This window comes from Actinacidiphila epipremni (assembly GCF_012034175.1).
Taxonomy (GTDB): domain Bacteria; phylum Actinomycetota; class Actinomycetes; order Streptomycetales; family Streptomycetaceae; genus Actinacidiphila; species Actinacidiphila epipremni.
Window position 1 is genome coordinate 1 of record NZ_JAATEJ010000052.1, and the last position, 11,910, is coordinate 11,910.

The following is an 11,910-nucleotide window of genomic DNA, read 5'->3' on the forward strand; positions in this document are numbered from 1 at the left end:
AGTCAAGGACTGAGCCGGGCCCGTTGAACGGCGAGTTTCACGGTGGGCTCTTGACGACAAACTCTGTGAACGCTAACAATGACACTCAAAGTGATCGGAGAGTCATGTCATCCACCGCGCAGACCCACGGCCGGCCCCGCCGGGCACCGACCATGGCGGACGTCGCCCAGCGTGCCGGTGTGTCGCACCAGACGGTCTCGCGTGTGCTCAGCAACCACCCCAATGTACGCGACACCACCCGCGCCGAGGTGCAGCGCGCGATCGACGAGCTCGGCTACCGCCGCAACTCCTCGGCCCGCGCGCTGGTCACCCGGCGCACCCTCACCCTCGGCGTCGTCGCCTGCAACCCCACCCTCTTCGGGCCGGCGAGCATGCTGTTCGGCCTGGAGGAGGCCGCGCGGGACGAGGGCTACATGGCCTCGGCCGTGACGCTGCGGCGCTACACCGCCAAGGCGCTGGAGGAGGCCATCGACCACCTCAGCGAGTGGGGCGTCGAGGGCATCGTCGTGATCGTGCCGCACCGCGAGGCCGTCGCCGCGCTCGCCGAACTGCGGCTGCCCTTCCCGGTGGTGACCGTCGAGGGCGGCCACACCCTGCCCATACCGGGTGTGTCGGTCGACCAGGAGCTGGGCGCCCGGCTGGCCACCGGGCACCTGCTGGGCGCGGGCCACCGCACGGTGTGGCATGTGGCCGGGCCGCCGGACTGGCTGGAGGCCGAGGCGCGCGTCAAGGGCTGGCGCGAGACGCTGGAGGAGGCCGGCGCCGAGGTGCCGCCGCCGCTGGTGGGGGACTGGACGCCGCTGTCGGGCTACCGCGCCGGGCAGGAGCTGGCCGGGCGGGTCGCGGCCGGCTCCGCGCGCCGCAGCGCCGCCGACGTCACGGCCGTCTTCGTCGCCAACGACCAGATGGCGCTCGGCGTCCTGCGCGCCTTCCGCGAGGCGGGGCTGTCGGTGCCGGGCCAGGTCGCGATCGCCGGCTTCGACGACATCCCCGAGGCCGAGTTCTTCGCCCCGCCGCTGACCACCGTGCGGCAGGACTTCGCCGCCGTCGGCCAGGCCAGCATCCGCCTGCTGGTGGACCGCCTGGAGGCCGGCGGGCTGCCGGACGACGAGCGCGTCGTGATCGAGCCCCGGCTGATCGTCCGCCGCAGCAGCACCCTCACCTGACCACCGCGCACGCGTACAAGGGGAGTTCCGGCGGTCGGCCGGGACTTCCCTCGTATATGGAGATGAACCAATGGAAGCAGACATGCCTGCCGTTACTGTCGGAGTCGATTTCGGGACGCTGTCCGGGCGTGCCCTGGTGGTCGCCGTCGAGGACGGCCGTGAACTGGGCAGCGCGGTACACGAGTACACCCACGGAGTGCTGGAGTCGGCGCTGCCCGGCGGCGGTCCCGCCCTGCCGCCGGACTGGGCGCTGCAGGTCCCGCAGGACTGGCGCGAGGTGCTGCGCCTGGCCGTGCCCGGCGCGCTCGCCGCCGCCGGTGTCGGCGCGGAGCAAGTGATCGGTGTCGCCGTCGACTTCACCTCCTGCACGGTGCTGCCCACCACCGCCGACGGCACCCCGCTGAGCGAACTGCCCGCCTTCGCCGGCCGCCCGCACGCCTACCCCAAGCTGTGGAAGCACCACGCCGCCCAGCCCGAGGCCGACCTCATCGTGCGGCTGGCCGAGGAGCGCGGCGAACCGTGGCTCGGGCGCTACGGCGGGCGGGTCTCCAGCGAGTGGCAATACGCCAAGGCGCTGCAACTGCTGCGCGAGGACCCGGAGATCTACCACGCCGCGGACCGCTGGATCGAGGCCGCCGACTGGATCGTCTGGCAGCTCACCGGCGCGGAGAACCGCAACCTGTGCACCGCCGGCTACAAGGGCCTGCACCAGGACGGGCACTACCCCGGCGCGGACTACCTGGCCTCGCTGCACCCGGACTTCGCCGGCTTCACCGCCAAACTGGAGCATCCCCTCTCCCCGTTGGGTGCCCCGGCGGGCGAACTCACCAAGGCGGCGGCGGAGCTGACCGGGCTGCGCGAGGGCACCGTCGTCGCGGTCGGCAACGTGGACGCGCACGTCACCAGCGCCGCCGCCCGGGCCCTGGACCCCGGCCACATGCTGGCCATCATGGGCACGTCCACCTGCCACATCATGAACTCCCCGGTCCTCGCCGAGGTCCCCGGCATGTGCGGGGCGGTACGCGACGGCGTGGTGCCCGGGCTGTGGGGCTACGAGGCCGGGCAGAGCGGCGTCGGCGACATCCTGGCCTGGGCCGTGCGCACCGCCCTGCCGGCGGACCACGCGGCCGAGGCCGCCCGGCGCGGCATCTCGCCGCACGAGCTGCTGACCGAGAAGGCCGCCGCCCAGCCGGTCGGCGGGCACGGCCTGGTCGCGCTGGACTGGCACAGCGGCAACCGCTCGGTGCTGGTCGACCACCACCTGTCGGGCCTGGTCGTCGGCCTGACGCTGGACACCCGGCCCGAGGACGTCTACCGCGCGCTGATCGAGGCGACCGCCTTCGGCACCCGCACCATCATCGAGACCTTCGAGCAGGCGGGTGTGCCGGTGGAGGACTTCACCGCGGCCGGCGGGCTGCTGAAGAACCGGTTCCTCATGCAGACCTACAGCGATGTGCTGCGCCGCCCGGTCAACGTCCTGTCCTCGGAGCAGGGCCCGGCGCTCGGCGCCGCCATCCACGCCGCCGTCGCCGCGGGCGCCTACCCCGACCTGCGGGCGGCCTCGGCCGCGATGGGCCGGATCGAGCGCGCCGTCTACACCCCGGACCCGGCGCGCGCCGCCGCGTACGACCTGCTCTACGCCGAATACCGCGCCCTGCACGACCACTTCGGGCGCGGCGGCAGCGCCGTGATGCACCGGCTGCGCGCCCTGCGGGCGGCGGGCCGATAACTGCGACTGTTAGCGCTCACTGTGAGTGTGAACGCTCATCCTCCTTCCCCCGAGGTACGCCATCATGAGTAGTAACCCAGTGCCGCCCCCTCTCCCGGAGGGCATCACGCCACTGCGGCAGCAGGTCAGCGACCTGCACCAGGAGCTGGTCCGCTACGGGCTCGTCGTCTGGACCGCCGGAAACGTCTCCGCACGCGTCCCCGGCGCCGACCTGTTCGTGATCAAGCCCAGCGGCGTCGACTACGACCGCCTCACCCCCGCGACGATGATCGTGTGCGACCTCCAAGGCGACGTCGTGCAGGGCGCGTTGGCGCCCTCCTCGGACACCGCCGCGCACGCCTACGTCTACCGGCACATGCCCGAGGTCGGCGGTGTCGTCCACACCCACTCCACCTACGCCTCCGCCTGGGCGCTGCGCGGCGAACCGGTGCCGTGCGTCCTGACCGCGATGGCCGACGAGTTCGGCGCCGAGATCCCCGTCGGCCCGTTCGCCCTCATCGGCGACGACTCCATCGGGCGCGGCATCGTCGGCACGCTCGAAGGCCACCGCTCGCCCGCCGTGCTGATGCAGAACCACGGCGTCTTCACCGTCGGCCCGGACGCCCGGGCCGCCGTGAAGGCCGCGGTGATGTGCGAGGACGTCGCCCGTACCGTGCACATCTCCCGGCAGCTCGGCGAGCCGCTGCCGCTCACCCGCTCCGACATCGACCGCCTCCACGACCGCTACCGACACGTCTACGGCCAGCGCGGCGCCCTGCCGCCCGCCGCCGAGTGAGGAGCCCCCGCATGACCGCCGCGCCCACGTCCTCGCCCGCCCCCCGGGCCTCCACCGCCCCCGCCGGCCGCGAGGTCTGGTTCCTCACCGGCAGCCAGGGCCTCTACGGCCCCGCCACGCTCGCCCAGGTCGCCGAGCAGTCCCGGGACGTCGCCGGGCAGCTGGCGGCGCTGCCCGGCTCGCCGGCCCGCGTGGTGTGGAAGCCGGTGCTCACCGACTCCGCCGCGATCGTCGCCGCCGTGCTCGCTGCCAACGCCGACCCCGCGTGCGTCGGCGTCATCGCCTGGATGCACACCTTCTCGCCCGCCAAGATGTGGATCGCCGGCCTGGACCTGCTGCGCCGCCCCCTGCTGCACCTGCACACCCAGGCCAACGTCGAACTGCCGTGGTCCACCATCGACATGGACTTCATGAACCTCAACCAGGCCGCCCACGGCGACCGCGAGTTCGGTTACGTGCAGTCCCGGCTCGGGGTCCCGCGCAAGACCGTCGCGGGGCATGTGAGCGACCCGGCCGTGGGCCCGCGGATCCACGCCTGGATGCGGGCCGCGATCGGCGCCGCGGCGCTGCGCTCGCTGCGGCTGGCGCGCTTCGGCGACAACATGCGGGACGTCGCCGTCACCGAGGGCGACAAGGTCGAGGCGCAGCTGCGCTTCGGGGTGTCGGTCAACACCTACGGCGTCAACGACCTGGTGGCGGCGGTCGATTCGGCCGCGGAGGCGGATGTCACCGACCTGGTCAAGACGTACGCCGACAGCTACCGGCTGGCCCCCGGGCTCGCCCCGGGCGGCGCCCGGCACGCCTCGCTGCGCTACGCCGCCCGGATCGAACTGGGCCTGCGCGCCTTCCTCGACGACGGCGGCTTCGGCGCCTTCACCACCAACTTCGAGGACCTGGGCGGCCTTCGGCAGCTGCCGGGCCTGGCGGTGCAGCGGCTCATGGCCGACGGATACGGCTTCGGCGGCGAGGGCGACTGGAAGACCGCGACGCTGCTGCACACGGTGAAGGCGATGTCCCGAGGGCTGCCCGGCGGCACGTCCTTCATGGAGGACTACACCTACCACCTGGTGCCCGGCAGCGAACTCATCCTGGGCGCCCACATGCTGGAGGTGTGCCCGAGCATCGCGGCCGGGCGGCCCAGCTGCGAGATCCATCCGCTGGGCATCGGCGGCCGGGAGGACCCGGTGCGGCTGGTCTTCGACGCGGCGCCCGGGCCGGCGGTGGTGGTGGGCCTGGCGGACATGGGCGACCGCTTCCGGCTGGTGGCCAACCGGATCGACGTCGTGCCGCCCGCGCAGCCGCTGCCGGCGCTGCCCGTCGCGCGCGCGGTGTGGCGGCCCCAGCCGGACCTGCGGACGTCCACCGAGGCGTGGCTCACCGCGGGCGGGCCGCACCACACGGTGCTGTCCTCGGCGATCGGGCCGGAGGAGCTGGCCGACCTCGCCGACGTCCTCGGTACGGAGCTGCTGCTCATCGACGCCGACACGTCGATCCGGCGCTTCACGCAGGAGATCCGCTGGAACCAGGCGTACTACCGGCTGGCGCGCGGGTTGTGACCGCCCGCGGCACGCACGCCGCCCCCCGCACCGGGCGGCACCCCACCACGACCGTGCGGCGCACCGCCTGCGCCGCACGGTCCCACCCAGGCAAGGGAGCGCCATGCCGACCGTCACCCACTCACCGGCCGGCACCCTGCCGGACGGCCGCCTGATCCGCTTGTGGCGTCTTGCCGCCCCGGGCGTGACCGCGGAAGTGCTCGACCTCGGGGCAAGCCTGCACTCCCTGCGCTGTCCCGACCGGACCGGCAGGCCGGACGAGGTGGTGGTGAGCCCGCTGGACCCGGCCGACCGGCTCGGCGCCGCACGGTATCTGGGCGCAACGATCGGCCGCTACGCCAATCGCATCGCGGGCGCGAGGCTGCCCACCCCGGACGGACTGCTGCCGCTGGACGCCAACGAGCGGACACACACATTGCACGGGGGAACAGGCGGGTTCGACGTCCGCGTCTGGTCCGCGCACCCGGTGGCCGAGGGCGGCGCGGCGGGAGTCGTGCTCCGCCTCGTCAGCCCCGCAGGGGATCAGGGCTTCCCGGGGGAGTTGCACGTCTCGGTGACGTACAGCCTCTCCGACGCGGGCGAGTTGCGGATCGACTACCGCGCCACGACGGATGCCCGCACGGTGGTGAACCTCACGAACCACACGTACTGGAACCTCGCCGGCGGCACAGGCGCGACGGTGCTCGACCACGACCTGCAGGTGGCCGCGGACCACTACACGCGCGCCGACGCCGAGATGCTGCCGCTGCCGGGCCCGCCCGAGCCGGTAGGCGGCACCCCCTTCGACCTGACCTCGCCCCGCCGGATCGGCGAGGCACTGGAAGTCCCCGACGCGCAGATCCGCCTGGCGGGCGGGGGTTTTGACCACAACTGGGCGCTGGGCGCCGCCGGCTCCGACGTGCCGGCACGAGCGGCCGTCCTGGCACACCGTCCCAGCGGTCGCCTGCTGGAATGCCTGACCACGCAGCCGGGTCTCCAGGTCTACACGGGAAACCACTTCGACGGCTCCTTCCTCGATCGGCGTGGCCGTCCCGTCCGGCGCCACGGTGGCATCGCGCTGGAGACCCAGCACTTCCCCGACGCCCCGCGGCGCCCGGACTTCCCGTCGACATGGCTCGATCCCGGTGAGGTCCACCGGTCGACGACGGTCTACCGGTTCGGCGTCCTGCCGTGACATACGGCGGTGTCCGCCGGCCGGTACCTGATGTGACGCAGGTGACTTTTCTTTCGCGCAACACCTTGACGCATCGTCAGTGAACGCTAACAATCTCAGCCAGGCAACGAAGTGGACAGTGCGGAAGGTTCCTGGCGTAGCTCGGCGGGACTTCAGGTACTGCCTGGTGGGAGCGGTAGCCCTGTCTTTGGGGTGCCCCGGCGAGAAATGTGGGCGTCGTGAGTTGGGGAAGTGGCCGCCGTCTCAGATGATGGGCGGTCGGCGTGCCGCTCCAGGGTGTGCACCGTCCTGGTCGATGGACGCCCGATGCCGGGTCCGCTCTGGTCAAAGCAATGTGTGAGCGCTAACAGAGGACGACAGGCCCTCGGAACAGGATGTCGAACATGCGTGATATGCGGACCGGCAAGCGCGGACTGGGACGCTCGTGCGGTGCCGCGGTCGTGGTGCTGGCGGTGCTCGCCGGGGCGGCGGCGTGCAGCAAGAGCGGCGCCGGGTCCTCCGGCGCGGACGCGGGCGCGGGCAGCGGCGGGTCGGCGACCGGCGCGGGCAAGGAGGCGCCCGCCGTCACGATCCAGGGCGACATCAGCTTCAACGACGCCAACCTCGCCAAGCTCGACGCGGCCCTGAAGACGGCGCTGGCCGGCAAGGACCTGTCCAAGCTCGACGAGGCGATGGTCGTCAACGTCTCGGTCGACTACTGGAACGCCGGCAAGGCCGGCTTCAACAAGGCGCTGGCCGACCTCGGCGTCAAGGGCACCTACCAGGCGCCCGCCAACGGCCGGCTGGACCAGCAGCTGTCCATCATCCAGACGCTGCGCGGCCAGGGCATCACCGGCCTGAGCGTCTCCGCGATCGACCCGACCGCCATCAAGGCCCCGATCAGCTCGGCCAACAAGGCCGGTATCCCGGTGCTGGCGATCGACTCCCCGCTGCCGCCCGAGGACGGCGCGGCCCTCTACCTCGGCACCCCCAACTACCAGGCGGGCCAGAAGGCCGGCGAGGCGATGAAGCAGGCGCTCGGCGGCAAGGGCCAGGTCGTCGTCCTGGTCGGCTCGCTCACCGCGTCCAACGCCGTCGAGCGCATCCAGGGCTTCGAGGACGCCCTCAAGGGCACGGACATCAAGGTCGTGCAGAAGCTCAGCGACAACATGGACGCCTCCAAGGCGCTGTCCAACGCGCAGACCGCGATCCAGACCAACCCCAACGTCAACGGCCTGTACGGCGTCTACTCCTACGACGGCCCCTCGGCCGGCCAGGCGGTGCAGGCCGCAGGCAAGACCGGCAAGGTCAAGGTCATCTCCGACGACAGCGACCCGCAGACGCTGAAGTTCGTGCAGTCCGGCGTCATCCAGGCCACCGTCCTCCAGCAGCCCTACCAGCAGGGCTACACCGGCGCCTATCTGCTCGCCGCGCTGAAGGTGCTCGGCAAGGACGCGACGCTCGCGCTCGTCAAGCCCTACCTGGAGTCGGACGGTACGACGCTGAGCTCCGGCGTCGGCCTGGTCACGCAGGCCAACCTCGCCGACTACCAGGCCAAGCTCACCGAACTCGGCATCGGCTGATGGCCCCGGACACCCCGTCCCCCGGCACTCCGTCCCCCGGCACCCCGCCCGGCGCCGCGTACCCCGCACCGCCCGCCGCCGAGCCGGAGACGGCCGTCTCGCTGCGCGACGTCGTGAAGACGTACGGCCCGGTCAAGGTGCTGGACATCCCGCGGCTGGACCTCGCGCGCGGCCAGATCGTCGCCGTCGTCGGCGAGAACGGCGCCGGCAAGTCCACCCTCATGGGGGTGCTGTCCGGCACCGTCACCCCGACCGCCGGCACGGTCGAGATCGCCGGCCGGCCGATGCAGCCCGGCCGCCCCGACCACTCCCGGGACATGGGCGTGGCCATGGTCGCCCAGGAGTTCCCGCTCGTCGGGCAGCTCAGCGTCGCGGAGAACCTGCTGCTGGGCCGCCGCCCGCAGCGCGCCGGGGACGGCGCGCTCGGCCGGCTGGTCGTGGACCGGGCCGGTATGCGCGCCGAGGCCAGGGCGCTGCTCGCCGAGGTCGGGGTGACCGGCGTCGACGTGGACCGGCCGGTCGGCCGGTTCCCGGTGCCCGTACGGCAGATGATCGAGATCGCCAAGGCGTGGGGGCACCGCCCGGTCGTGCTGATCCTCGACGAGCCCACGTCCTCGCTCGGCCCGGTCGAGGCCGAGCGGGTGCTGGCGCTGGCCCGCCGGCACGCCGCCGGCGGCGGAGCGGTGCTCTTCATCGGGCACCGGCTGGACGAGGTGCGGGCGATCGCCGACCGGGTCGTGGTGCTGCGCAGCGGCGCGCTCGTGGCCGACCTGACGCCGGCCGAGGCCACCGAGGAGCGGATGATCCGCGAGATGGTCGGCAGCGAGCTGGCCCGCGCCGACCTGGCGCCGCCCTCCACCGTCGCCCGCGAGGCGGTGCTGGCCGTACGGGAGCTGACGGCCGACGGGCTCGGCCCGGTGGACCTGGACGTACGCGCCGGGGAGATCGTCGGCGTCGCGGGCCTGATGGGCTCGGGCCGCAGCCGGCTGCTGCACACCGTGATGGGCGCCCAGCCGCGTACCGGCGGCCGGGTCGCCTTCGCCGGCGCCGACTTCCGCCCCCGGCACCCGGGCGACGCGGTCGCCGCCGGTATCGGCCTGGTGCCCGAGGACCGCAAGGCGCAGGCGCTGCTGCCGGCGCACTCGGTGCGGTGGAACGTCACGCTGGCCACGCTGCGCCGGATCAGCCGCCGCGGGGTGCTGCGGCCCAGGGCCGACAAGGCGCACGCCGCCCGTATCGTGCGGGACCTCGGGGTGCGGCTGCACAGCCAGGAGCAGCCCATCGGCGCGCTGTCCGGCGGCAACCAGCAGAAGGCGGTGTTCGGCCGCTGGCTCGCCGCCCGGCCCAGGCTGCTGCTGCTCGACGAGCCGACCCGCGGGGTCGACGTCGGCGCGAAGGCGGAGATCTACGGCCTCATCGACGCCGCCGCGCAGGACGGCCTCGCGGTGCTCGTGGCGTCCTCCGAGCTGGAGGAGCTGCTGTGGATCTGCCACCGCATCGTGGTGATGGCCCGCGGCCGGATCGTCGCGGACCTGCCGCGCGAGAAGTTCACCAAGGAAACGATCATGACCGCCGCGGCCGGCTCCGCCCCGTCCGCCGGAGGGAAGGCACGCGCATGAAGACCACGACCGCCCCGGCACCCACCGGGGCCGGCACCGCGCCGGAGCCGCGCACCCCGCTCGCCCGGCGGCTGCTGGAGACCCCCGAGGTCGGCGTGATCGCCGCCTGCGTGCTGGTCTTCACCGCCCTCGCGCTGGACAAGTCCACCTTCGCCGGCGCCGTCAACCTCCAGGGCATGGGCTTTGACCTGGCGCAGTACGGCCTGATCGCGATCGGCGAGTCGCTGGTCATCCTCACCGGCGGCATCGACCTGTCGGTGGGCGCGCTGCTGGGCACCAGCGTCATCCTGATGTCCTGGTTCAACGTACGGGCCGGGCTGCCGCCGGTGCTGGCGATCCTGGTGACGCTGCTGATCGCCGGCGCGGTCGGGCTGGTCCACGGACTGGCCGTCACCCGGCTGAAGATGGCGCCGTTCGTCGTCACCCTCGTGACGTACACCGTCGCGCAGGGCGTCACGCTCGCGATCACCTCCGGCACGTCCATCACCGGCATCGGGGGGCTGTTCTCCGACATCGGCCAGATGTACGTCGCCCAGATCCCGCTGCCGCTCATCCTGTTCGCGGTCGTCGCGGTCGCCGCCTGGTTCTTCCTGGAGCGCACCTACGCCGGGCGCCAGGTGTACGCGGTCGGCGGCAACCCCGAGGCCGCGCGGCTCGCCGGTATCCGGGGCGACCGGCGGGTGGTGTCGATGTACGTCACCAGCTCGCTGCTGTCCGCCTTCGCCGGGATCATGGTGCTGGGCCGGATGGGCGTGGGCTCGGCGAGCGGGGTGGGTGTCGGCTGGGAGCTGTCCGCGATCGCCGCCGCCGTCATCGGCGGGGTGAGCCTGGTCGGCGGGCAGGGCCGGATCGTCGGGATCGTCGCGGGCACGGTGCTGCTCGAACTCATCAACAACGGCCTGACCACCCTGCAGATCAACTCCAACTACACCAACATCGTGCTTGGTTGCGTGCTGGGCCTGGCGATCACCGCCGACCGGCTGCGCGCCAGGAGCGTGGCACGCCGCAACTGAGCGCCTCCCCACCAGGGCGACCGGCGCCTCCCGCCCTGCCGTGCGCACGTCCTCACGAGGGGCGTTCCCACCGGCCGGGACGGACCGCCGCGCCGTACCACCGTGCCCCCCACACGTCCGTGGCATCCGCTTGCCCACGGCCGCATCACCGTGCCCGAGCGCGCTCGCGCTCGGCCCCCCACACACAGGAGGAGGACCTCGTGTCCGCACTCGCACAACCGCCTCTCGGCAGATGGTTCCGGCGCTGGGCGCTGGCCGTCGCCGCGATCGCCGCGCTCGTCGCCAGCGTCCTGGTCGGCAACTCGCCGGCCTCGCAGGCCGCCGGGTCGCTGCCCTGTGACATCTACCAGTCCGGCGGCACCCCGTGCGTCGCCGCGCACAGCACCACCCGGGCGCTGTACAGCTCCTACACGGGGCCGCTCTACCAGGTCCGGCGCGCGTCCGACAACACCTACAAGAGCTTCAGCCCGACCACCGCCGGCGGCTACCCCGACGCCTCCGCCCAGGACTCCTTCTGCGCCGGGACCACCTGCGTCATCACCCGCATCTACGACCAGACCGGCCGCGGCAACGACCTCACCCAGGCGCCCGGCGGCGGTGCGGCCGGCGGACCCGACAACCTCGCCGACGCCACGGCCGCACCGACCACCGTGGCCGGCCACAAGGCGTACGGCGTTTTCGTCGCTCCCGGGACGGGCTACCGCAACGACAACACCAACGGCATCGCCACGGGTGACAACCCCGAGGGCATGTACGCCGTGCTCGACGGCACTCACTACAACGGGGGCTGCTGCTTCGACTACGGCAACGCCGAGACGAACAACAACGACGACGGCAACGGCACCATGGAGGCCATCTACTTCGGCAACATCAAGGTGTGGGGGTACGGCTCCGGCAACGGCCCCTGGATCATGGCCGACCTGGAGAACGGGCTGTTCTCCGGCGTCAACCAGCACCTGAACTCCGGTGACCCCACCATCAACTACCGCTACACCACCGCCATCATCAAGGGCGGCCCCAACCACTGGGCCATCCGCGGCGGCAACGCCCAGTCCGGCGGCCTGTCCACCTTCTACGACGGGGTACGGCCCAACGTCTCGGGCTACAACCCGATGAAGAAGCAGGGCGCGATCATCCTCGGCATCGGCGGCGACAACAGCAAGGGCGCCCAGGGCACCTTCTACGAGGGCGTCATGACCTCCGGCTACCCGAGCGACGCCACCGAGAACGCCGTCCAGGCCAACATCAACTCCGTCAACTACGGTGGTGGATCGTCCGGGGGCTCGACCACGGGCGGCTCGACGGGGGGCTCGACA

Annotated in this window: 9 protein-coding genes; all 9 read left to right on the forward strand. The window is 72.7% G+C overall.

Annotated elements, in window-relative coordinates; genetic code table 11:
- Positions 1–104: 104 nt before the first annotated feature.
- Positions 105–1,166 (forward strand): LacI family DNA-binding transcriptional regulator, encoded by a 1,062-nt coding sequence (locus HCN08_RS34220; RefSeq protein ID WP_167987243.1) that lies wholly within the window; start codon positions 105–107, stop codon positions 1,164–1,166.
- A 70-nt stretch (positions 1,167–1,236) separates the two neighbouring features.
- The gene (araB, locus tag HCN08_RS34225) at positions 1,237–2,895 is read left to right on the forward strand and encodes a ribulokinase (protein WP_167987245.1); all 1,659 of its coding nucleotides are present in this window, start codon (positions 1,237–1,239) and stop codon (positions 2,893–2,895) included.
- Between the two features lie 64 nt (positions 2,896–2,959).
- A complete protein-coding gene (locus HCN08_RS34230) occupies positions 2,960–3,670 on the forward strand; it encodes an L-ribulose-5-phosphate 4-epimerase (protein ID WP_167987247.1) in 711 nt (236 codons plus the stop codon).
- A gap of 11 nt (positions 3,671–3,681) precedes the next feature.
- Positions 3,682–5,226: an L-arabinose isomerase gene (araA, locus tag HCN08_RS34235; protein WP_167987249.1), complete on the forward strand. Its 1,545-nt coding sequence runs from the start codon at positions 3,682–3,684 to the stop codon at positions 5,224–5,226.
- Positions 5,227–5,329: 103 nt separating this feature from the next.
- The gene (locus HCN08_RS34240; RefSeq protein ID WP_167987251.1) at positions 5,330–6,400 is read left to right on the forward strand and encodes an aldose epimerase family protein; all 1,071 of its coding nucleotides are present in this window, start codon (positions 5,330–5,332) and stop codon (positions 6,398–6,400) included.
- A 383-nt stretch (positions 6,401–6,783) separates the two neighbouring features.
- Positions 6,784–7,962 (forward strand): substrate-binding domain-containing protein, encoded by a 1,179-nt coding sequence (locus HCN08_RS34245; protein WP_206319589.1) that lies wholly within the window; start codon positions 6,784–6,786, stop codon positions 7,960–7,962.
- On the forward strand, positions 7,962–9,581 hold the full coding sequence (locus tag HCN08_RS34250) for a sugar ABC transporter ATP-binding protein (protein WP_167987253.1): 1,620 nt from the start codon (positions 7,962–7,964) through the stop codon (positions 9,579–9,581). The genes HCN08_RS34245 and HCN08_RS34250 overlap by 1 nt, the downstream gene beginning before the upstream one ends.
- Positions 9,578–10,594, forward strand: coding sequence for an ABC transporter permease (locus tag HCN08_RS34255; protein WP_167987255.1), 1,017 nt, complete (start codon positions 9,578–9,580; stop codon positions 10,592–10,594). Before HCN08_RS34250 ends, HCN08_RS34255 begins: the two co-directional genes overlap by 4 nt.
- Before the next feature lie 200 nt (positions 10,595–10,794).
- A partial coding sequence (locus HCN08_RS34260) for an arabinofuranosidase catalytic domain-containing protein (RefSeq protein ID WP_167987257.1) occupies positions 10,795–11,910 on the forward strand: 1,116 nt, incomplete at its 3' end.

Coding starts and splice junctions, on each gene's coding strand:
- HCN08_RS34220 (WP_167987243.1), top strand. CDS start 105: ATGTCATCCACCGCGCAGACCCACGGCCGGCCCCGCCGGGCACCGACC.
- araB (WP_167987245.1), top strand. CDS start 1,237: ATGGAAGCAGACATGCCTGCCGTTACTGTCGGAGTCGATTTCGGGACG.
- HCN08_RS34230 (WP_167987247.1), top strand. CDS start 2,960: ATGAGTAGTAACCCAGTGCCGCCCCCTCTCCCGGAGGGCATCACGCCA.
- araA (WP_167987249.1), top strand. CDS start 3,682: ATGACCGCCGCGCCCACGTCCTCGCCCGCCCCCCGGGCCTCCACCGCC.
- HCN08_RS34240 (WP_167987251.1), top strand. CDS start 5,330: ATGCCGACCGTCACCCACTCACCGGCCGGCACCCTGCCGGACGGCCGC.
- HCN08_RS34245 (WP_206319589.1), top strand. CDS start 6,784: ATGCGTGATATGCGGACCGGCAAGCGCGGACTGGGACGCTCGTGCGGT.
- HCN08_RS34250 (WP_167987253.1), top strand. CDS start 7,962: ATGGCCCCGGACACCCCGTCCCCCGGCACTCCGTCCCCCGGCACCCCG.
- HCN08_RS34255 (WP_167987255.1), top strand. CDS start 9,578: ATGAAGACCACGACCGCCCCGGCACCCACCGGGGCCGGCACCGCGCCG.